Genomic DNA, 21415 nt, shown 5'->3' with positions numbered 1-21415 from the left:
CCCTCAAAAGCCCTTATAGAAGCGCGCGATGAAAAGACGGTAAAGAATCATTAGCCTTGCTCGGCCGCGGGCGTCGCCATCGTCACCCAACCGGCATGGGTCGCCCGAAAGACCGCGAGATCAGCCGGTCGCCGTTTTCGGGGCCGCGCCTGCATCGAGCGCTTCGGCGAGCGGATATAATTGGCCGTTCTCGCGCTCGATACGGGTCGCGAGCGCGGTCAGGATCGCGCGCGTTTCGGCGCAATAGCCAGTCCAGTCGGCGGCGATCGCGTCGGGCATCCATTTGCGGCTATAGTCGGTGAACAGCGCGGCGATTGTGCCCATTTCGTCGATGAAATCGCGCGCGGTGTCGACCAGCCGGTGATCGCTGCTGGCGATTAGCGCGGGATAGAGCACCCAGTCCTCGCGCTTCAGGTGGGCGATCAGGACGTTACGCATCCGCGTGCGGACGGCGTGGAACGCCGTCATATCCGCGGTATCGCTCGGTGGCTGCGGCGCCTCGACATAATCCCCCAACTGGACCGCAAGCGCGACCAGATCGTCGTGTTCGCCGCGCAGCCGCCATATCTCCGCCATCATGTCCATCATCTGCCTCCGCCCCATATGAAACGTCCCCAGCGCATCGAGCGTATCGGGCGATCGTGAAAATGTGATAAACGCTGCGCTCGTCGCGCCCGCACCCGGTGCCCCACAGGGGGCCGGCGGAACCTGCATCGCCGCTCGGACATTTAGGTTCCGTACCTTGGGGCAGCGAAAGGAACCCGATGGCCGCGCGCGCTTATTGGAAGGGGCAGATCCGGCTCGCGCTGGTGTCGATCCCGGTCGAAATCTATTCGGCGACCAAATCGGGCGCGGCGGTCAGCTTTCGCCAGATCCACGAACCGAGCGGCAAGCCGGTCAAATATGAGAAAATCGTGCCGGGCATCGGTGCGATCGACCATGACGATATCGTCAAGGGCTTCGAACTGTCGAAAGGCAATTATGTCCTGCTCGACGAGGAAGAGATCGAGGCGGTCAAGCTCGAGAGCAAACGCACGCTCGAGCTTGTCCAGTTCGTCGACACCGACGCGATCGACGTCCTTTATTACACCAAGCCCTATTATGTCGTCCCCGCCGACGAGCTTGCCGAAGAGGCCTATATCATCCTTCGCGAAGCGCTCAAACGCACCAAGAAGGTCGGGCTTGGCCAGCTCTCTATGCGCGGCCAGGAACAACTCGTCGCGCTGCGCCCGTGCGGGCGCGGGCTGGTATTGGAAGTGCTGCGCTATGCCGACGAGGTGAACAAGGCGGCCAATTATTTCCGCGACGTCGGCAATGACAAACCCGATGCCGACCTGCTCGACCTCGCCGAAACGCTGATCGCCAAGAAAAGCGGCGCGTTCGACGCGAGCGACTATCACAACCATTATATCGATGCGCTCAAGCGCGTCATCGCCAAGAAAGCGAAGGCGAAAGGCAAGCGCGTGCTCGAGGATGTCGAGGAACCGCCCGAAACGGGCCGCGGCTCGAATGTCATCGACCTGATGGCGGCGCTCAAAGCCTCGGTCGATGGCAAGAAAAAGGCTCCGGCGGCCGAGGAGGAGAAGACGCCCGCCAGGAAGGCCCCGGCGAAGAAGGCACCCGCCCGAAAGCGCGCCTGATGGCCGGCCCCGACCCCCTCGCCCGATATAACGCCAAGCGCGACTTCAAGCTGACCCCCGAGCCCGCGGGCCAGATCGAAAAAGGCGCGGGCAACCGCTTCATCGTCCAGAAGCACGACGCGACGCGGCTCCATTACGACTTCCGGCTCGAGGTCGATGGCGTGCTCAAAAGCTGGGCGGTGACCAAGGGGCCGAGCGCCGACCCCGCCGACAAGCGCCTCGCGGTGCGCACCGAAGACCATCCGATGAGCTACGCCGATTTCGAGGGGGTGATCCCCAAGGGCGAATATGGCGGCGGCACCGTGATGCTGTGGGACCGCGGCACCTGGGCGCCGATTGCAGGCAAAAGCGCCAAGGACATCGACAAGGGCCATCTCCACTTCACGCTCGACGGGACACGCATGAAGGGCGAATGGCTGCTCGTCCGCATGAAGCCGCGCCCCGGCGAGAAGCGCGAGAACTGGCTGCTGCGCAAGGTGAACGATGCTTATGCGGGCGGCTCCGACGATCTGGTCGGGCGCCAGCTGACGAGCATACTCACCGAACGCACGATGGCCGAAATCGCCGGCGACGAAGGCGGCGAGCAGTCGCTCAAGGGCGCAAAAGGCGCGGTCTTCACGAAGAAGATGCAGGCCGCCGTCGCGCATAACCGCACAGTCGCCAAACCCAAGGCGAAGGGCAGACCACCCAAATTCCGCCCGCTCCAGCTCGCGACGCTCGTCGACGCGGTGCCGACGGGGAATGGCTGGTTTCACGAGATCAAGTACGACGGCTACCGCGCCGAAATCGCGGCCTCAGGCTCCGAGGTGCGCGTCTACACCCGCACCGGCCTCGACTGGACCGACAAATTCGCGCCGCTCGTCCGCCATATCGCCGCGCTCGATCTCCCCCCGTGCCTGATCGACGGGGAAATCGTCGCCTATGACAAGGACGGCAACCCCGACTTCTCCGCGCTCCAGGCCGTGCTCAAACGCGGCCACGGCGCGCAGGACGAGGCGACCGACCTCCTCTTCTTCGCCTTCGACCTGCTCGAAGAGGGCGGCCAATCGCTCGCCAGGCTCGGCAATCTCGAACGCAAGGAGCGCCTCGAAGCGCTCCTCCGCCACGCCGCCACACCGGTCGCGGTCGCCGACCATATCATCGGCGCCGGCGAGACGCTCTATGGCGCGATGTGCAAGGCCGGACAGGAAGGCATCATCTCGAAACGCGCCGACGCGGCGTATAGCGGCCGCCGATCGAAAAACTGGGTGAAGGTCAAATGCACCCGCCGGCAGGAGTTCCTCCTCGTCGGCTGGAACCCGTCATCGACCAAAGCCCGCCCCTTCGCCTCGCTGCTGCTCGCGCAACACGAAGGCAACACGCTCGTCTACAAGGGCAATGTCGGCACCGGCTTCGACGCCGACACCATGGCCGACCTCGCAAGGAAATTCGCGAGCCGCGAACGCAAGACCGCGCCGCTCGACGTCGATGCCGTCGCGGCGCGCGAGGTCCATTGGCTCAAACCCGATCTCGTCGCCGAAATCGCCTTCGCCGAATATACCGCGGGCGGATCGGTGCGCCACGCAAGCTTTCTCGGCCTCCGCCGGGACAAGGAGGCGAAAGACGTGACCCCCGAAAAGAAGCAGCCCGCTCCCGAGCCCCAGAGCGACGTGACGATCAGCAGCCGCGACCGCGTGATCTTCCCCGAAGCCAAGGCGACCAAGGGCGACCTCGCCGACTATTATGCTGCGATCGCCCCGGTCATGCTCCCGCACACCGCGCGCCGCCCAATCAGCCTCGTTCGCTGCCCGCAGGGGCGCGCCAAGAAATGCTTCTTCCAGAAACATGATTCGGGCAGCTTCGGCGAGCATGTCCACCATGTCCCGATCCGCGAGAAGGACGGCGGGCACGAGGATTATCTCTATGTCGACGACGCCGACGGCCTGCTCGCCTGCGTCCAGATGGGGACGATCGAATTCCACGGCTGGGACAGCCATGTCGGCGCGCTCGAAAAGCCCGATCGCATGGTGTTCGATCTCGACCCCGACGAGGGGCTCGCTTTCGCCGATGTGAAGAAAGCTGCCGCCGACATCCGCCGCCAGCTCGCCGACATCGGGCTCGTCAGCTTCGCGATGCTCTCGGGCGGCAAGGGCGTGCATGTCGTCGTGCCCTTAGATCCGGGGCATAGCTGGGACGCGCACAAGGATTTCTCGAAGCGCTTTGCCGAAGCCTTGAGCCTCGCCGAACCGGACCGCTTCGTCGCGACGATGAGCAAGGCCAAGCGCAAGGGCAAGATCTTCATCGACTGGCTTCGCAACCAGCGCGGCAGCACCGCGATCATGCCTTACTCGGTTCGCGCGCGCGAAAACGCCCCCGTCGCCGCGCCGATCGGCTGGGACGCGCTCGCCGACGTCCAAAAGGCGGGCGAATGGACGATCAAGGACGCCGACGCGCTGCTCGGCCGCGCCGCGAGCCCCGAACTCAAGGGCTGGGGGTTTGCGAAGCAGGCTCTCCCCGATTTCTAGCCAACGGCGCCCGGCGCGACTCGCGCGCGCATAAATTGGTTAGAGCCCTAAGCGTCATTACAATAATACCAATAAAGTACCAAAATTCCACGCACTTCGTGTGAACGGGTCACAAATTGCGTGAAATTCAGCTTGACGGATAGATTGGTATGTATAAATTTCTCTCAAAATTAGAGCAAAACTTGACCTAAGATCAAAAAGAGGGAGACACGACATGACCAATGCAAGATATTTGCTGGCATCAGCAAGCTTTGGTACACTGCTTTTTGCCGCGAGCGCGGCCCACGCCCAGACCCCCGCCGCGGCGCCAGCCGCCGACGCGGCGGACAGCGAAATCGTCGTCACCGGCATCCGCGGGTCGCTGCGCGAGGCGATCGATGCCAAGCGCGACCTGTCGGTGATCGCCGACGTCGTCACCGCCGAGGATGTCGGCAAATTCCCCGACAAGAATGTCGCCGAGGCGCTCCAGCGCGTTCCGGGCATCGTCGTCAACCGCGAGTTCGGCGAAGGCGAGCGCGTCTCGCTGCGCGGCACCGCGCCGAACCTCACGAAAACATTGCTCAACGGCCACACGGTCGCGACCGCCGACTGGTTCATCCTCGACCAGGTCGCATCGACGCGCAGCTTCAACTACCTCACCCTGCCCGCCGAGATCATCGGCCGCCTCGAGGTCTACAAGAGCCCGCAGGCCGACGTCGAGGAAGGCGGGGTCGGCGGCACGATCAACGTCATCACCCGCAACCCGCTCGACCTCGATCCGCTCACCCTTTCAGCCTCGGTGCAGGGCGTTTACTCGGATCTCTCGGGCAAATTCGACCCGCAGGTCTCGGGGCTGGTCAGCTGGAAGAACGCCGACGAAACCTTCGGCGTTCTGGTCGGCGCCATCTATCAGAAGCGCCGCACGCGCCGCGACGGGCTCGAGATTTTCGGCTATCGCTCCTTCCCTGTCGGCGGCGGCAACGCCCTGGTGCCGACGCTGATCGGCTCGACGATGTTCGAACAGAATCGCGAGCGTTACGGCGCCAATATCGGCATCCAGTTCCGTCCGTCGGACGAACTCGAGATCAACATCACCGGGCTCTATTCGCGCTTCAACGCCGATAACTTCAACCAGAATTATATCGCGTGGGGCGAGCAGGCGCTCGCCGGCGGCGGCACGATCAGCAATGCCGTGGTCGAAGACGGCGTCGCGGTCGCGGGCAATATCGCGTCGCGCAATGGCGGGACCGAAGGCTTCGGGGTCGTCTATGACGCGATCGATCGCCAGGCCGTCGCCAAGACCGTCTCGGCCGATTTCGACCTCACCTGGCGCCCCGTCGACGCGCTGTCGGTCCACTTCAAGGCTGGATGGACCAAGGCGAACGGCGACACGAGCAACGAGAATTTCATCGAGTTCGCGGGGCCCGGCGCCTTCAGCTACGACCTGCGCAGCGGCCGGCCCGAAGTCGCTTTCTCGAACCCGAACCCGCTCAACCCCGCCGGCATCCGCCCCGACTTTGCGCGCATCCAGTCGGTCACCAACGACGATGAGGAGAAATATTTCTATCTCGATGTCGAAAAGGAGGTCGAATGGGGGCCGATGACGGCGCTCAAATTCGGGGTCAAATACACCGATCACGACCGGGTCGCCGAACGCTTCGCCACCAACGGCGGCGTGTTCACCCCCGGCCTGCGCTGCGGCGCCGTCGCCTGCACCTCGGCCGACTTCGCGACCGGCAGCGGGATGCCCGGCGACTTCCTCGACAATATCGCCGCGCCCGGCACGCTGAACGACTATTGGCGCGTCGACCCGGCGAAGCTGCGCGCGATCTATGGCGCACAGACCGCGCCCGGAACCGACCGCTTCCTCGTCCCCGGCAACACCTATGCGATCAACGAGAAAGCCTATGGTGGCTACGGGCTCGCCAAATTCGGTGGCGACGGCTGGCGCGGCAACGTCGGCGTGCGCGTCATCAAGACCGAGCAGACCTCCGACGGCTTCATCATCGGCGGCGCGAACCCTGAGTTCACCAATCCGTTCGGCGGCTTCACGCCGTCGACGGCGAAACGCTCGTACACCGACATTTTGCCGAGCGCGAACCTGTCGGTCGACCTGTCGGACCAGGTCGTGCTGCGCTTCGCCGCGGGCAAGACGATGACGCGCCCCGACTTCGTCGACATCACGCCGGGCGTCGATCTCAACGGCACCCTGCTGACCGGGCGCGGCGGCGATCCGAACCTCGATCCGTATCGCGCCAACCAGTACGACCTCTCGATCGAATGGTATCCCGACCGCGAGACGATCGTCGCGCTCGCCGCCTTCTACAAGGATATTCAGTCGTACATCGTCAACACGACCTCGACCGAAATCCTGCCCGGCGTCTTCGTGCCGGGATCGCAGCCCGCGGGCTGCGTCGCGGCGGGCGGTGGCAACCCCAATTTGTTCAACTGTCCCTATCAGATCAACCGCCGCAGCAACGGCGACGGCGGACGCAACCAGGGTTTCGAATTCCAGGTGTCGCGGCCGATCTGGGGCGGCTTCGGCGCTGTGGCGAACTACACCTATTCGGATGCCAAGGCGAGCAACGGCGATCCGATCCCCGGCAATTCGAAACACTCGCTCAACCTGACGGGCTATTTCGAGAATGACCTCGTCAGCGCGCGCGTGTCGTATAATTACCGGTCGAAATTCTTCATCGATATCGACCGCGCGGCGCCGCTGAACCAGGCCTCGCTCTCGTCGCTCGACGCGTCGCTCAGCATTAATGTCACCGAAAATATCGCGCTGACGGCGGACGCGATCAACCTGACCAACGAAGAGATCGTGCAATATTCGGGCACCCGCGACCGCCCGCGCGCGATCTATGACAATGGCCGCCAATTCTATGTCGGGGCGCGCCTGAAATTCTGATTCCCCCCGGCGACCGGCATCCGTTGCTCACGAGCACCGGATGCCGGTTCGGTCTATGATCGCCTCGCCCTGAATATCACCACAGGCACTCGTCATTCCGACGATGGCCGCTGTACCTATTCGCAGCAGCGGTCGGGGTCGTCCGACGCATCGAGCGCGACCAGCAATCCGACCCCGGCAAGGATCGCCAACCCTCCCACGACAACGGCCACGGTTCCAGCGTCGGACAGGTTGCTCCGCCCCTTCGCCGATGCGCGCCCGCCGGGCGCGTAGCGCGACGGCGCGAGGCTCTGCCCGGCCAGCGAGAAATGCGGGGAAACCTCGCCGCCCGCAAAGCCGAATTCGAGCCCTTCGCCAAAGCGCCACGCGGGTCCGCCGGACCCCGTCCCTTCGCTGCGCTGCATCGGCGCCACCGTCAGGCTGGCGCGAATATCCTTGGCGCTCTCGCGCGTTCCGCCCAGCGGGATCCGCAGCCGCGCGCCGACGAAGCCGCCGGTCGTCACCGGCCCGGCGCCATTAAGATGCGCGGGGCCCGCAACCGTCTGGGCGTGGAGCGGTGACACAAAGGAAATGAGCGCGAGCAATGCCGCGATTGAGCCCGTTTTTTTCATGGATATGCCCTCCCTGGACGCATTGATCATCTGGAAATGCGGCGGAAAAATGGCCTCGCGGCGCGCCAGCTAATCCGCCGCGTGGCGCCGGCGCGACCGCCGCTTCTTCACCTCTGCCACGCCGTCGGGGACCATGGCGTTCAGCGGCACCGCGGGCGTCGCCTCGCCGCGCGCCTCGGCCGCCTCGATCCATTCGCGCCAGCCCTCGGGGATCGCCGCGCCCGCCTGCACCCAGTCGGCCTCGCCCGCCATGCGCAGCGGTTCTTCGGCATCGACCAGCCCGTCGCCGAGTTGCAGCGGCCCGTAATAAGGCGCGTCACGCTCGCCCAGCCGCACCAGCGGCGCCGCGACATCGTCGACCTGCACTGCGACAGCTTCGGCCCCGCCCGCCTCGACCGCCGCATCGATCTCGCGCTGCCGCGCCGCGAGCGCGAGCAGCGCCGCCCCGATCTCGGCCTCCGCCTGTGCGTCGAGCGCCACCCCGTCGAATCCTTCCAGCACCCCCGCCGCCGCATCCTGCGATCCGTCCGCGCCGCGCCCCGACGGCGAGCCCTGGATCACCGTCCGCACAGTCGTCGTCGATGCCTCGGCGGCGGCCGCCGCACCGCCCTCCGCTCGTCCTGAGGAGCCGCGAAGCGGCGTCTCGAAGGACCCGGCACTCGCCCGCGTCGAGAAATAGTTGATCGTCGTCCGCTTGCCGCCCGCATCCTGCCCGTAATGGCGGAGGCAAAACATCAGCAGCGCGTCATTATGCTTGCGCCGGAACCCCAGCAATTTGCCGCCGACGAACACCGGCACCAGATAGCCGTCGATCGCGCGTTCGAACGCGATATCCTTCAGCCGCGCGACCCCGAAATCGAGCGCCGCCTCCCACGCCCGCCGAAAGCTCTCGGCGCCTGGCGCGCGCCGCAGCGTGTAACAATTCGTCTGCGCCATATTGATCATCGCCGCCGCGCGGCGGACCGACCCGGTATCGGCGAGCGCCGCGATAAACGCCTTCTGCCGCTCGGGCGTCCACCCGTCGTGCCGGTATTTGCGCGGCACCGGCGTAAAGTCGGGAAGCGGCGGCCGAGCCTCCGCCGCGATCGGTGTCCGGTTCTGCATGATATGCCCTCCTGTCTGCCAAACCGGACAGGATATGACGTGGTGGAGGAATGTAGGAAAGGGGTTTGTTTATGGTTTGTTCTGCAGAGTATTCAAGAGCACTCTTAATGGAAGGCTTCATTGTTCCAACGTCTTATGAAATATGCGGATTACCTCATTCTGACTAGCAGATGCATTAGATGAAAGAATCACCGATGATCAACTATTTGAATGAGTTTCCTATCGCTGCGGAGTTCCTGCCGCAGCGCCTTATCAATCTACTTGAACCCGTGGGAACAGACATCGATCTCCGTGTCGAGGTCACAACTCGTTTCGAGGTCGATCCTTATGGCCCGAATAGAGAGCACGTATTCATGATAATGGCTCTCTCACCTACAGATGAACCCGGAGATATTTCGAAATTTGACGAAGCGGGCCATGGGGTCGTGTATTTTTCGCAGCCCGATGTAAAGGACGCTGGTGGGATAAAAGAGTTCAACCCATCTGTTTCCGGTCTTGATTATGTTGTGGCCTCGCAAGGCAACAGTTCGTTTTACGGCTATCATCTCGCCGAAAAGGTCTGGATAGCCCTCGGCCTCACGCCGCGCGTACTCGGCGGCGAGCAGCAAAAGCTCATATATGACGATCTGTCCTTGCCCGCTTTTGGCGTCGCTGAAGGAGAGGTTTCAACCGAATATCATTACACTTCAAAACGCAATGTAAGCTGGTCGATGTCGAATGAGTATCTACGTCGATACCTCTGGATGCGCGGCACTTATGGAACTCGCCTATTCTACTATCAAAAATTGCTTCCGGATCAGCCTCCGATTCGGGATCTAATGAATGGCGAGGCTCACGTCATATTGAGGCCTGCGGATGGCTGGTACGACCTGGATGTTCGTGAGCATAATGGAGGACTGCTTATTCAGGTTTGGGCGATCGTGCACGCTGTTGCACCAGAGTTGTGCATCGCCCCTTCGGCCGAAGGGTTAAACTGGCCGGGCGTGGAGGGAGCGATGACTTCAGCACGAGCGAATGCGCTGACCGCAACTACGCCAGTATATCTAGATGACCGATTTCTGGAGCGTTATGAGCAGAGCGGTTTCTTTGACACTGTTCCCGCAAAGAGCGGTCAAGCTTGGTTTTGCAGCCCCTCTTACCTTGGCCAGTGGAGCTTCACGGACTGTACGCGAGTTGGGCGAAATATGGTCAGGGTACCGATGCGCGAACTTTACAAACCCAAACCAGAGCGCGAAATTCTGCACGCGTTTGCTCACGTCCTGGCTCCCGCCAAGGTGGAAGCGATTGATCGGGACGAGGAGCATATCGTCTCCAAAACAGCTAGATTCGCTGAGCAAATGCTAAGATTTGGAGACGTGTTCTCGGCGATAGGAGCGCAGTTCGGCGATGAACTAGGGCCTGATCAAATTGCCGGGCTTTCGAGAGCAGAGATCAATGCCAATGGATGGCTCAACTTTCCGGAATTGGCCAAATTAGCTCAGGTAGCGCCGCTCGATATGACCGAGCAGGCATTTCTGTCACGATGCAAAGATATACACGAGCTATGGCAAAGGATTCCGAATGCATTCCTCCGCCGCCTTCTGATTTATGCAGGGCATGCACGTATAACCGTAAAGGACTTGGGCAGTATCAAACTGTTGCAAGCATTGTCGAACGTCCTTGAGCGACTAAATCGTGACGGAGAAAGCCTTGATGCCTTTGGAGCTGGAGCCGACCCAGAAGATCTGACTAGCCCAAATGACTCGCTTTCCTTTCTATTCATCAATAACGACTTGCGCATCGCGGATGCGCATAACGCGGGAGAGACATTGAATAATCTTGAAAGATCAGGCTTTGACATCGCCGCTGTGAACCAAGGCTATGGAAAAGCGCTGGATTATATGTTTGACGGCATTATCGCTGCGTTTGTTCACTTGAACAGGCAAGCCGAAGAAATTTTGCAACGATAAGACAGCTAGCGTTTCAACTCGATTCCCCAGCAAACGGGCAATTTTATGACGATCTTCAATCTATTCTCTAAGAGGCAGAATGACGCATCCAAATCGGGTAAGGCCGATGTTTATCAATATACTGACATTCCTGCCAATCTAAGAGTTCAGGTAAAGCAGATCGCCATCGACGCGATTGGATTTGTAGGCGTACATGGTGACGGCATGATGCGCGGAAAGGAAGAAAACGTCTGGTGGGCTCAGATTGAGAGAGTATTCCTTAGAGAAAAAGGCCTTGAAGGTATAGGTCACGACGCCTTTTCCGGCAGTCGCATCTTATCCTACATGCGCGATTGCTCGACGGCAGATTGGTTAGATCTTCTTGAACTGATAGCCCTCGGCATAAAGATTATGGGGGCCGACGATCAAGCTCACCAGCGTCAACGGTGGGAGGTTGCGACCACGGCCGAAAAGGCGATGGAAGAGATCAACTACCGGCTACGTCAGGCAGGAGTCGGATATCAGATCGAGGATGGTCAACTCATCAGAGTCGATAGCCAATTCGTCCACGCGGAAGTCGTGAAGCCCGCTCTCGCGCTACTGTCTAACCAAGGCTTCGACGGGCCTAGGCAAGAATTCTTAGCCGCTCATCAGCACTATCGAGCGGGCGAACATCGCCAAGCGGTTGCAATGGCTGCAAACGCCCTAGAGAGTACGTTCAAAGCGATCTTCGATAAAAAGGGTTGGAGCTACCAAAAGGGCTCTCGTATCTCCGATCTAGTCAAAGTCGCTCGCGCAAACGGCCTATGGCCCGATTACTTAGACGCCAGCTTCGACCAACTTCTCGCGACAATACAGAGCGGCCTCCCAAAAATCAGAGATAATGATGCATCGCATGGCCAGGGTGCAACGACTAGGGACGTTCCCGGCTATATCGCCGCCTACGCTCTGCATCTTGCGGCCAGCAAGATTGTATTCATTGCTGAGGCAGCCAAGTAGTCGATCTCATTTCTACCTCTCCTCACCCAACCTCGCGCCATTCCCCCAGCGCCAAACCCCCAATCTCCCACCCCCCGATCCGCCAGCGCACCAGCCGCAGCGTCGGATAGCCGACCGCGGCGGTCATGCGGCGGACCTGGCGGTTGCGGCCTTCGGTGATCGTCAGTTCGAGCCATGAATCGGGCACGCTCTTGCGGTATCGCACCGGCGGGTCGCGGTCCCAGAGCATGGGCGGGTCGATGCGGCGGACGGTCGCGGGGCGCGTCGGGCCGTCGTTCAGCGTGACGCCGCGGCTGAGGGCCTCCAGCGCGGCGGCGTCGGGCTCGCCCTCGACCTGTGCCAGATAGGTTTTGGGCGTCTTGTGCTTCGGCGACGAAATCCGCGCCTGCAGCGCGCCGTCGTCGGTCAGGATCAGCAGGCCCTCGCTATCGCGGTCGAGCCGCCCTGCCGGGTAGACGCCGGGGACGTCGATATAGTCGGACAGCGTCGCGCGCGCCTCGGGCGTACCGCGATCGGTGAACTGGCTGAGCACACCCCACGGCTTGTTGAACAGGATCAGCGTCATGGCATCAAACTCCGCGCGACCGCCTCGGCGACCTTGATGCCGTCGACCGCCGCCGACAAGATGCCCCCGGCATAGCCCGCGCCCTCGCCCGCCGGAAACAGCCCCGCGGTGTTCAGGCTCTGAAAATCGTCGCCGCGGGTAAAGCGCACGGGCGAGGAGGTGCGCGTCTCGACCCCCGTCATCACCACGTCGGGATGATCATATCCCGCGATCTGGCGCCCGAATACCGGGATCGCCTCGCGCATCGCCTCGACCGCGAAATCGGGCAGGCAGGCGGCAAGGTCGGTCGGGGTCACGCCGGGGCGATACGAGGGCACGACGCTGCCGAGCGCGGTCGACGGGCGCCCCGCGAGGAAATCGCCGACGCGCTGCGCGGGGGCGCGATAGTTCGAGCCGCCCGCGACGAAGGCGAGCGATTCCCAGTGCCGCTGGAACGCGAGGCCCGCGAGCGGATCGCCGGGATAGTCGCGCGCGGGGTCGATTGCGACGACGAAGCCCGAATTGGCGTTGCGCTCGTTGCGCGAATATTGGCTCATGCCGTTGGTCGCGACGCGGCCTTCTTCGGACGTCGCGGCGACGACGGTGCCGCCGGGGCACATGCAGAAACTGTAGACGGTGCGGCCGTTCTTGCAGTGGTGCGAGATATGATATTCGGCGGCGCCGAGGATCGGGTTGCCCGCGTCGGCGCCGAAGCGCGAGGTGTCGATCCACGATTGCGGATGCTCGATCCGCACGCCGATCGAAAAGGGCTTCGCCTCGACATGGACCCCCGCCGCGTGGAGCATCGCGAAGGTGTCGCGCGCGCTGTGGCCGACGGCGAGGATGACGCGGTCGGCCTCGATATAGTCGCCACCCGCCAGGTGCAGCCCCTGGACGCGGCGTTCGCCCGATCCGCCGGTTTCGATATCGAGCCCGTCGACCTTGTGCTGCCAGCGATATTCGCCGCCCAGCCCCTCGATCGTCTCGCGCAGGCTTTCGACCATCGTCACCAGCCGGAAGGTGCCGATATGCGGGTGCGCCTCGGTCAGGATTTCGGGCGGCGCGCCCGCCTTGACGAATTCGGTCAGCACCTTGCGGTCGAGGTGCCGCGGGTCCTTGATCCGGCTGTAGAGCTTGCCGTCCGAAAAGGTGCCGGCGCCGCCCTCGCCGAACTGGACGTTCGATTCGGGGTGGAGCACGCCGCGCCGCCACAGGTCCCATGTGTCCTTGGTGCGCTCGCGGACGACCTTGCCGCGGTCGAGGATGATCGGGCGGAACCCCATCTGCGCGAGGATCAGCCCGACGAACAGCCCGCACGGCCCCGCGCCGACGACCACCGGCCGTTTGATCCCCTTCGGCGCCTGCGTGATGAACTTATACGCGGTGTTCGGGGTCTGCTGGACATTGCGGTCCTTGCGGAAGCGCGCGAGCACCGCGCCCTCGTCCTTCACATTCACATCGACCGAATAGATGAGTTTGATGTTGGCCTTGTCGCGCGCATCGTGCGCGCGGCGTGCGACGACGTGGCGAACCAGTTCGCGCGGGGAAATGCGCAGCCGCTTGCAGATCGCGGCGGGCAGCGCCTCCTCGGCATGGTGCAGCGGTAGCGTCAGTTCGGTCAGGCGAAGCATCGGACGCCTGTAGTGCGCATCCCGTCCGGGGGAAACGCTATTCGAAAGGATGGTGACGGCCAGTGCTGGCCGTCACCCTTGTCCTTACGCCGCTTCCTTCTTGCGCGACGCCTTCTTGCGCTCGTGCGGGTCGAGCAGCGCCTTGCGGATGCGGATATTCTTCGGGGTCACCTCGACCATTTCGTCGTCGTCGATGTAGGCGATCGCCTGTTCGAGCGTCATGCGGCGCGGCGGGGTGAGGCGGATCGCGTCGTCCTTGCCGGTCGAACGGAAGTTCGTGAGCTGCTTCGACTTCATCGGGTTGACTTCGAGATCGTCGGGCTTCGCGTTCTCGCCGATGATCATGCCCTCATAGAGCGCCTCGCCGGGCGAGACGAAGAGGATGCCGCGCTCTTCGAGCGGGCCCAGCGCATAGGCGACGGCTTCGCCATTGCCGTTCGAGATCAGGACACCGTTCTGGCGGCCGGCGATCTGGCCCTTGTGCGGGCCATATTTCTCGAACAGGCGGTTCATGATCCCGGTGCCGCGCGTGTCGGACAGGAATTCGCCATGATAGCCGATGAGGCCGCGCGACGGACCGCTGAAGGTGATGCGCGTCTTGCCGCCACCCGACGGACGCATGTCGGTCAGGTCGGCCTTGCGGATCTGCATCTTCTCGACGACCGTGCCGCTATGCTCATCGTCGACGTCGATGACGACGGTTTCATAGGGTTCGGTGCGCTTGCCGGCCTCGTCCTCGCCATAGAGGACGCGCGGGCGGCTGATGCCGAGTTCGAAGCCTTCGCGGCGCATCGTTTCGATGAGCACGCCGAGCTGGAGCTCGCCGCGGCCCGCGACTTCGAAGCTGTCCTTGTCGGCGCTTTCGGTGATGCGGATCGCAACATTGGTTTCGGCTTCGCGGAACAGGCGGTCGCGGATCATGCGGCTCGTCACCTTGCTGCCCTCGCGGCCCGCCATCGGGCTATCGTTGACGGCAAAGCGCATCGACAGCGTCGGCGGATCGATCGGCTGCGCGGCGATCGGTTCGGTTACGCTGGTGTCGGCGATGGTGTTCGCGACGGTCGCCTGCGCGAGGCCGGCGATCGCGACGATGTCGCCCGCGCGCGCTTCCTCGACGGGAACGCGCTCGAGCCCGCGGAACGCCAGCAGCTTCGACGCACGGCCGGTCTCGATGACCTTACCGTCCATGTCGATCGCGTGGATCGGCTGGTTGACCTTGATCGTCCCCGACTGGACGCGGCCGGTCAGGATGCGGCCGATGAAATTGTCGCGGTCGAGCAAGGTCGCGAGGAAAGTGAAGGGACCGTCCTCGGGCAGGCCCGGGGTCGGCACGTGCGACACGATCGTCTTGAACAGCGGCTCGAGCGTGCCTTCGCGCGCTTCGGGGCTTTCCGAGGCATAGCCGCCGCGGCCCGAGGCGTAGAGGATCGGGAAATCGAGCTGTTCGTCATTGGCTTCGAGCGTCAGGAACAGTTCGAACACTTCGTCGAGCACTTCGGCGGCGCGCGCGTCGCTGCGGTCGATCTTGTTGACGACGACGATCGGCTTGAGGCCGAGCGCGAGCGCCTTGCCGGTCACGAACTTGGTCTGCGGCATCGGGCCTTCAGCGGCATCGACGAGCAGGATAACGCCGTCGACCATCGACAGGATGCGCTCGACTTCGCCGCCGAAATCGGCGTGGCCCGGGGTATCGACGATGTTGATGCGCGTCAGGTCGGCGCCCTCGCCCCACTCGACCGAGGTGCATTTCGCAAGGATGGTGATCCCGCGCTCTTTCTCCAGATCGTTCGAGTCCATCGCGCGTTCTTCGACGCGCTGGTTGTCGCGGAAGGTGCCCGACTGGCGGAACAACTGGTCGACGAGGGTGGTCTTGCCATGATCGACGTGGGCAATAATGGCGATATTGCGCAGAGACATGCGGATTTAAGCCTTAATGGAAGGGGGCAGCACGCAACGCGCCGCGAAACGCCGCGCCCCTAACAGAAGCGGTGCTGCGGCGCAACAAAATTGCCGGTCCGTGCGGCGGGCTTGCAGCATGGCCGAGCGCGCGGCGCAACTCGGCATGGTCGTAGCGGGAAGCGGCTTCCTGCTGCCGCAGGCGCGGCACCAACCTCGCGGTAAAACGCGCATGCCATTTTTCCAGCCCGCCGCGCCAGCCGGCCCCGTCGGCATTGCCGTCGCCGATGCGTGCCAGGTCGCGCGACGCCGCCAGCAGATCGCGACGCAACCCTGCATGGCGCACCGATGCGTAACGTTCGTCGATCAGCCCGAGCTGATGCCGCGTGGCCGCAACCAGCTGGCGGCGCAGCATTGCGTCGCTGCCTGTCGCCCGCGCCCCGGCGAGCATTTGATCGATCAGCCACAGCTGGTCCGCCAGCCGGCGCGGCTGCGCCTTGTCATCATCGGCCGGACAGGCACTGATCGTCCGCACATAGGCGGCGAGGGCATCGAGCATCGCAGGGCTCGGCTCGGCCCCCGAAAATTCCTCGACCACCAGATTGCGGATGAAGCGCGCGAGGTCGGGATTCTCCGGCGTGCGCGACACCTTGCCGGGCATGGCGAGATCGGGAATGGCCACCGGATCGAAACGCCCGTTGCCGCGGCGCGGCCCGAAGAAGCTGCTCGTGACATCGGCGGTGCCGGGCGCACCCGACAGTTGCGGCATCAGGAAATGCGGATTGGCGCGGCCATTGCGGTGGCAGGCGGCGCAGCTGAGCTCGGCCTTTGCCGCCTGCCCGCCGAGCAGCGCCGGACTGTTGAACAAGGCTTCACCGGCGGCGAGCGTTTCCGGCGGCGCTAACGCGGCATCGGCGCGCGAACATTGGCGCGGCTGCTCGGCCAGCACCGAAAATTCGGCGCCCGGGGCGGTCCATAATAACGCGCGCGCAAAGGATGCCTGTCCGCTCGCCGCGATCGCAGCCGGGACGGCGAGCGCAAGTGCCAGCGCCGCGATTAGCTGGCGGATGGCTGCGCCTCAGCGATCCAGCGCCGCAGTTCGTCGGCCTCGTAGCAGCCGAAACCACATAATGTATCGAGCCGCGCCAGATGCGCCCTTGCACCCGCCAGATTGCCGCGCTCGATTTTCAGCTCGCCATAATATTCGAGCGCGCCGCGATGGTCGGGCGCGACCGCGAGCGCGGCACGATAATAGGCCTCGGCGCGATCGAAATTTTTGAGCTTGCGATTGGCGAAGCCCAGATAGGTCAGGATGTCGGGATGCGGCCCCGCGGTCCACAGCGCCGAATCGAGAATGGTAATCGCCTCGTCATAGCGCTTCTCGTTGATCAGCCCGACCGCGGTCACATAAGCGCCATCGACCGCGGCCGCGTCGGCGAACTGCACGTCGGGACGGACGAGGGCCGACGACTGGGTTCCCGTCGCGATCGCGGCCTCGATCGCCGCGAGTGCGCTCGCCAGTTTGGCCGCGTCGGGGCAGCTGCCCGCGCAACTCGTCTGCAGCGCCTTGACCGCCGCAAGCTGCTCCTGCGCGCGCTTGGTGTCGCCCGACCGCGCCGCCGCCACCGCGAGGTCGCGCCGGGCCTCGATCAGCTTCGCATCATATTTGATCGCCGCGTCGAGCGGGCGGATCGCCTTCTTATGTTCGCCCGCGCCGAGCAGGCTGGCGCCAAGCATATATTGCGCCTGCGCGTTGCGCGGCACCACCTCGACGACCTTGCGGAAGGCGCCGGCCGCATCCTTGTATTTGCCCGCCTGAAAAGCGGCGACACCCTTTTGATATTCGACCGCGGGGTCATAGGACGGCCCAGAGGCACTCGGCGCGGAACCGCCGCCGCCACCACCGCCACCGGCCGCCAAAACGGGCACCGCAAGCACCAGCGTGGCCGCCAACATCGAAACGGATAGACCAGGTCCAACGGATCGCCGCATCACACCCTCCTGTGGAACATTTGTTCCGGTTGCAGCGGCAACGCTGGTAAAGCCGCCCGTCTTGCCGCTGCGGTTCGGCGGGGCTTGGTCGGCCAAATACCGCGCCTTCATGCGCTGGCCGATCGCGCGACGAGGCTACTCCAACTCGCCCCATTGGGCAATGACAGGGTCGTGTTTCATCATTAGTTTCAATAATTATTGAAACTTTAGAAATGGGAGTATATCTAGCGGCCTTGGATATGTCCCCCGCCCCCGATTCCCCAGCTGCCTCCTCGTCTCCGCCGTTCCGGCTCTCCCCGCTTGCGCAGGCGTTTGTCCTGCATTTCGGCGAGATGGGGAGTCGCTGGGGAATCAACCGCACCGTGGGGCAGATTTACGCGATGCTGTTCCTCGCCGACGCGCCGCGCCATGCCGAGGAAATTAGCGAAGCGCTGAGTCTGTCGCGCGGCAGCGTGTCGATGGGGCTCAAGGAGCTGGCGAGCTGGAACCTCGTCCAGCTCCGCCACCTGCCCGGCGACCGGCGCGACTATTATGAAACCCCGCGCGACGTCTGGGCGATCTTCCGCACACTGGTCGAGGAACGCAAGAAGCGCGAGATCGACCCGACGCTGACGACGCTGCGCACCCTGTTGATGGAGCCCGCGACCGACGCGTCCGACCGTTTCGCGCAGGAACGCATCGCCGCGATGCACGAACAGATCGAGCTGCTCACCGACTGGTATGCCGAAATGCGCCGCCTCGACAACGAACGCCTGCTCCAGCTTTTGCGGCTCGGGTCGCGTGTGGTAAAGGCACTGGAGTTCAAGGACCGGATGCTCGGCCGCGCGAAGGCCGGAAGCTTGACGGAGGCGACCGATGGACGCGATTGACCCCCTGATCCTCGCGCGCATCCAGTTCGCGGCGAACATCAGTTTCCACATCCTGTTCCCGACGATCACGATCGCGCTCGGCTGGGCGCTGCTCGGCTTCAAGCTCGCGTACAATCGCACCAAGGATGGCGCGTGGATGGATGCCTACCGCCTGTGGGTGAAGGTTTTTGCGCTGAGCTTCGCGATGGGGGTCGTCTCGGGCATCACGATGAGTTTCCAGTTCGGCACCAACTGGCCGGGCTATATGGAAAAGGTCGGCAATGTCGCGGGCCCGCTGCTCGCCTATGAAGTGCTCACCGCCTTCTTCCTCGAAGCCGTGTTCCTCGGCATCATGCTCTTCGGTTTCAGCCGCGTCCCCAACTGGGTGCACACGATGGCGACCTTGCTCGTCGCGGGCGGCACGACGCTCTCGGCCTTCTGGATCATCGCGCTCAACAGCTGGATGCAGACCCCGGTGGGGTACGAGATTCGTGACGGCGTCGTCCATGCAACCGACTGGTGGGCGATCGTCTTCAACCCCTCGATGCCCTACCGGCTCACCCACATGCTGATCGCTTCGGCACTGACCGTCTCCTTCCTGATCGCGGGGATGAGCGCGTGGCGCTGGCTCAAGGACGGCGGCGGCGAGGGTGTGCGGCGGACGCTGAAAGCCGCCGTCTATGCCGCCGCGCTGCTGATCCCGGTGCAGATTTTCGTCGGCGACCAGCATGGCCTCAACACGCTCGAGCACCAGCCGCAGAAAATCGCGGCGATGGAGGCCAATTGGGAAACGCAGCCATATGCGCCGCTGATCCTCTTCGCGATCCCCGACGGCAAGGCGCGCACCAACCATCTGGAGATTGCGATCCCGTCGGGCGCCAGCCTGATCCTGAAACATCGTGCCGAAGGCGTCGTCCCGGGGCTCAACGATTATGAGGGCAATCATCCGCCCGTCGGCCCGCTCTTCTGGGGTTTCCGCACCATGGTCGGGATCGGTGTACTGATGCTGCTCGTCTCGTGGTTCGCGGCGTGGACGATCCGGCGGCGCGGGGTCGACGCGATGCCGCGCTGGCTCGCGCGCGCGCTCGTCGCGATGACGTTCAGCGGCTGGCTCGCGACGCTCGCGGGCTGGTACGTCACCGAGATCGGCCGCCAGCCGTGGCTCGTCACCGGCGTATTGCGCACCGCCGATGCCGTCGGCCCCGTCGGCAGCGCGATGGTCGCGAGTTCGCTGACGCTCTATCTCGCGGTCTATGCAATATTGCTCACCGCCTATATCGCGGTGCTCTATCGCCTCGCGAAGCTCGGCAAGGCGGCGCCCGAGGGCAAGCCGATGTTCCCCGTCCCCAGCGTCGCGCCCGGCCCGGCCGAAGCGCTGGAAGAGGAGGCCCGGCCATGACGCCCTTTATCGATCCGTGGTGGCTCCCCGTCATTTTTGCCGGGCTGATGGGGCTGTCGATCCTGCTCTATGTCATCCTCGACGGCTACGACCTTGGCGTCGGCATGCTGACGCGGCTCGAAAAGGACGAGAATCGCGACCTGATGGTCGCCTCGATCGGCCCCTTCTGGGACGCGAACGAAACCTGGCTCGTGCTCGGCATCGGGCTGCTGCTCGTCGCCTTCCCGGTCGCCCACGGACTGATCCTGACCCAGCTCTACCTGCCCGTCGTGCTGATGCTGGTCGCGCTCATCCTGCGCGGCGTCTCGTTCGAGTTCCGCGCCAAGGCACCCCCCGAGCACAAGCATCGCTGGGATAATGCCTTCTTCGCCGGATCGCTGCTCACCGCGCTCTGCCAGGGTTATATGCTCGGCGCCTATGTGCTCGGTTTCGACCAGAGCTTTACCTCGGTGCTCTTCTGCCTGCTCGCGGCCTTGGGGCTGGTCGCGGGCTATCTCTTCGTCGGCGCCTGCTGGCTGGTCTACAAGGTCGAGGGCGATCTGCAGAAGCGCGCGGTGCGTTGGGCCGAGGTCACCTTGTGGCTGACCGCGCTCGCGATGGCGATCATCTCGATCGCGACCCCGCTTTTATCTGAACGCATCTTCACCCGCTGGTTCCGCCTGCCCGAGATCATCGCGCTGCTGCCGATCCCGATCGCCGCCGCGACGCTGTTCGTCGGCCTCGCGATCTTCCTGCGCCGCCCGCTGCGGCCGAAGGACGAGCTGTCATGGGTCCCGCTGGCGACCGCGGGCATCCTCTTCGCGCTTGGCTTCGTCGGAATCGCCTACAGCTTCTATCCCTATCTCATCGCCGACCGGCTCGACATCTGGCAGGCGGCGGCAAGCCCCGAATCGCTGAGCATCATCCTGATCGGCGCGCTGTTCGTGCTGCCGGTGATACTCGGCTATTCGATCCTGTCGCACTGGATTTTCCGGGGGAAGGCGACGCATCTGAGTTATGAGTGAGATAGAGACGCTCGTCCGTCGGCTGTGGGGGTGGTCAACCGCCATTACCTTCTCTCGTCATCCCGGTTTGGATCGGGGATCCGGCCGGCGCCAGGGCCGCGTGATATTCCAAAGTTCAGGAAAGTTCAGCCCTATGCATCGCCCGATTTGGACCTCGCGGCGTGCTGGACGCGCCCGGCACGCCCTGCCGTGGCCGTACCCGCAAGCCAGGCAGCGACCGCTTTTATCCAGCAAATGAAAGAGCCGGATGAAGGCTGGCACAGCCGGATAATGTAGGAAAGGCCTATTTGAAGGCGACGTCGGCTTTGGGGTGGGAAGCGGACGGTCCTTATTCGTCATCCCGGGCTTGACCCGGGACCCGCCTTCCTTCTTCCCAACCGAGAAAAGACAAGGCAGGCCCCGGGTCAAGCCCGGGGTGACGAGAA

At 63.6% G+C, this 21415-nt stretch carries 16 protein-coding genes; 8 read left to right on the top strand and 8 right to left on the bottom strand.

Features of this window, described 5'->3' with window-relative positions; translation table 11 throughout:
• Positions 1–120 precede the first annotated feature (120 nt).
• Entirely contained in the window at positions 121–588 is a 468-nt protein-coding gene (locus V6M50_RS13845; RefSeq protein WP_332819155.1) for a hemerythrin domain-containing protein, read from the bottom strand.
• A 176-nt stretch (positions 589–764) separates the two neighbouring features.
• On the opposite strand from V6M50_RS13845, the gene ku reads away from it, so the two are divergent.
• The 3 genes from ku (at position 765) to V6M50_RS13830 (ending at position 7034) form a co-directional block, all read left to right on the top strand.
• Positions 765–1640, top strand: a complete 876-nt coding sequence (gene ku / locus V6M50_RS13840; protein WP_332819154.1) for a non-homologous end joining protein Ku — start codon at positions 765–767, stop codon at positions 1638–1640.
• On the top strand, positions 1640–4144 hold the full coding sequence (gene ligD / locus V6M50_RS13835; RefSeq protein WP_332819153.1) for a DNA ligase D: 2505 nt from the start codon (positions 1640–1642) through the stop codon (positions 4142–4144). The genes ku and ligD overlap by 1 nt, the downstream gene beginning before the upstream one ends.
• Before the next feature lie 214 nt (positions 4145–4358).
• Positions 4359–7034 (top strand): TonB-dependent receptor, encoded by a 2676-nt coding sequence (locus V6M50_RS13830; RefSeq protein WP_332819152.1) that lies wholly within the window; start codon positions 4359–4361, stop codon positions 7032–7034.
• Positions 7035–7150: 116 nt separating this feature from the next.
• Here V6M50_RS13830 and V6M50_RS13825 read toward each other — a convergent pair whose 3' ends face one another.
• Together V6M50_RS13825 and V6M50_RS13820 are read right to left on the bottom strand one after the other, a co-directional pair.
• Positions 7151–7645, bottom strand: a complete 495-nt coding sequence (locus V6M50_RS13825) for a hypothetical protein (protein ID WP_332819151.1) — start codon at positions 7643–7645, stop codon at positions 7151–7153.
• A 69-nt stretch (positions 7646–7714) separates the two neighbouring features.
• A complete protein-coding gene (locus V6M50_RS13820) occupies positions 7715–8749 on the bottom strand; it encodes a hypothetical protein (protein WP_332819150.1) in 1035 nt (344 codons plus the stop codon).
• Positions 8750–8943: 194 nt separating this feature from the next.
• Between V6M50_RS13820 and V6M50_RS13815 the strand changes: the two genes are divergently transcribed.
• Positions 8944–10698 carry a hypothetical protein gene (locus V6M50_RS13815; protein ID WP_332819149.1) on the top strand — a complete coding sequence of 585 codons (1755 nt, stop codon included), beginning with the start codon at positions 8944–8946 and terminating at the stop codon, positions 10696–10698.
• Between the two features lie 45 nt (positions 10699–10743).
• Positions 10744–11676, top strand: a complete 933-nt coding sequence (locus V6M50_RS13810; RefSeq protein ID WP_332819148.1) for an STM4504/CBY_0614 family protein — start codon at positions 10744–10746, stop codon at positions 11674–11676.
• A 22-nt stretch (positions 11677–11698) separates the two neighbouring features.
• Here V6M50_RS13810 and V6M50_RS13805 read toward each other — a convergent pair whose 3' ends face one another.
• The 5 genes from V6M50_RS13805 to V6M50_RS13785 all read right to left on the bottom strand — a co-directional run bounded on the left by V6M50_RS13805 (position 11699) and on the right by V6M50_RS13785 (position 17703).
• Entirely contained in the window at positions 11699–12241 is a 543-nt protein-coding gene (locus V6M50_RS13805) for an rRNA large subunit pseudouridine synthase E (protein ID WP_332819147.1), read from the bottom strand.
• Complete coding sequence (locus V6M50_RS13800) at positions 12238–13851, bottom strand: NAD(P)/FAD-dependent oxidoreductase (protein WP_332819146.1); 1614 nt, start codon at positions 13849–13851, stop codon at positions 12238–12240. Before V6M50_RS13800 ends, V6M50_RS13805 begins: the two co-directional genes overlap by 4 nt.
• 84 nt (positions 13852–13935) lie before the next feature.
• A complete protein-coding gene (gene typA / locus V6M50_RS13795) occupies positions 13936–15768 on the bottom strand; it encodes a translational GTPase TypA (RefSeq protein ID WP_332819145.1) in 1833 nt (610 codons plus the stop codon).
• A gap of 13 nt (positions 15769–15781) precedes the next feature.
• On the bottom strand, positions 15782–16696 hold the full coding sequence (locus V6M50_RS13790) for a hypothetical protein (protein WP_332819144.1): 915 nt from the start codon (positions 16694–16696) through the stop codon (positions 15782–15784).
• Between the two features lie 107 nt (positions 16697–16803).
• Positions 16804–17703 carry a tetratricopeptide repeat protein gene (locus V6M50_RS13785; RefSeq protein ID WP_332819143.1) on the bottom strand — a complete coding sequence of 300 codons (900 nt, stop codon included), beginning with the start codon at positions 17701–17703 and terminating at the stop codon, positions 16804–16806.
• Between the two features lie 368 nt (positions 17704–18071).
• On the opposite strand from V6M50_RS13785, the gene V6M50_RS13780 reads away from it, so the two are divergent.
• From V6M50_RS13780 to V6M50_RS13770, 3 genes are read left to right on the top strand one after another with little or no spacing between them, the layout of a single operon-like run.
• Entirely contained in the window at positions 18072–18608 is a 537-nt protein-coding gene (locus V6M50_RS13780; protein WP_332819142.1) for a GbsR/MarR family transcriptional regulator, read from the top strand.
• Positions 18595–19986 (top strand): cytochrome ubiquinol oxidase subunit I, encoded by a 1392-nt coding sequence (locus tag V6M50_RS13775; RefSeq protein WP_332819141.1) that lies wholly within the window; start codon positions 18595–18597, stop codon positions 19984–19986. Before V6M50_RS13780 ends, V6M50_RS13775 begins: the two co-directional genes overlap by 14 nt.
• The gene (locus tag V6M50_RS13770; RefSeq protein ID WP_332819140.1) at positions 19983–20990 is read left to right on the top strand and encodes a cytochrome d ubiquinol oxidase subunit II; all 1008 of its coding nucleotides are present in this window, start codon (positions 19983–19985) and stop codon (positions 20988–20990) included. The genes V6M50_RS13775 and V6M50_RS13770 overlap by 4 nt, the downstream gene beginning before the upstream one ends.
• Positions 20991–21415: the final 425 nt, after the last annotated feature.

This window comes from Sphingopyxis sp. (genome assembly GCF_036675685.1).
Lineage (GTDB): Bacteria > Pseudomonadota > Alphaproteobacteria > Sphingomonadales > Sphingomonadaceae > Sphingopyxis.
This window is presented reverse-complemented; position numbering and strand designations above follow the sequence as displayed.

Excerpts from the sequence above, each read along its gene's own strand:
- V6M50_RS13845 (WP_332819155.1), bottom strand. The coding sequence starts at position 588 with ATGATGGACATGATGGCGGAGATATGGCGGCTGCGCGGCGAACACGAC.
- ku (WP_332819154.1), top strand. The coding sequence starts at position 765 with ATGGCCGCGCGCGCTTATTGGAAGGGGCAGATCCGGCTCGCGCTGGTG.
- ligD (WP_332819153.1), top strand. The coding sequence starts at position 1,640 with ATGGCCGGCCCCGACCCCCTCGCCCGATATAACGCCAAGCGCGACTTC.
- V6M50_RS13830 (WP_332819152.1), top strand. The coding sequence starts at position 4,359 with ATGACCAATGCAAGATATTTGCTGGCATCAGCAAGCTTTGGTACACTG.
- V6M50_RS13825 (WP_332819151.1), bottom strand. The coding sequence starts at position 7,645 with ATGAAAAAAACGGGCTCAATCGCGGCATTGCTCGCGCTCATTTCCTTT.
- V6M50_RS13820 (WP_332819150.1), bottom strand. The coding sequence starts at position 8,749 with ATGCAGAACCGGACACCGATCGCGGCGGAGGCTCGGCCGCCGCTTCCC.
- V6M50_RS13815 (WP_332819149.1), top strand. The coding sequence starts at position 8,944 with ATGATCAACTATTTGAATGAGTTTCCTATCGCTGCGGAGTTCCTGCCG.
- V6M50_RS13810 (WP_332819148.1), top strand. The coding sequence starts at position 10,744 with ATGACGATCTTCAATCTATTCTCTAAGAGGCAGAATGACGCATCCAAA.
- V6M50_RS13805 (WP_332819147.1), bottom strand. The coding sequence starts at position 12,241 with ATGACGCTGATCCTGTTCAACAAGCCGTGGGGTGTGCTCAGCCAGTTC.
- V6M50_RS13800 (WP_332819146.1), bottom strand. The coding sequence starts at position 13,851 with ATGCTTCGCCTGACCGAACTGACGCTACCGCTGCACCATGCCGAGGAG.
- typA (WP_332819145.1), bottom strand. The coding sequence starts at position 15,768 with ATGTCTCTGCGCAATATCGCCATTATTGCCCACGTCGATCATGGCAAG.
- V6M50_RS13785 (WP_332819143.1), bottom strand. The coding sequence starts at position 17,703 with ATGTTGGCGGCCACGCTGGTGCTTGCGGTGCCCGTTTTGGCGGCCGGT.
- V6M50_RS13780 (WP_332819142.1), top strand. The coding sequence starts at position 18,072 with ATGGGGAGTCGCTGGGGAATCAACCGCACCGTGGGGCAGATTTACGCG.
- V6M50_RS13775 (WP_332819141.1), top strand. The coding sequence starts at position 18,595 with ATGGACGCGATTGACCCCCTGATCCTCGCGCGCATCCAGTTCGCGGCG.
- V6M50_RS13770 (WP_332819140.1), top strand. The coding sequence starts at position 19,983 with ATGACGCCCTTTATCGATCCGTGGTGGCTCCCCGTCATTTTTGCCGGG.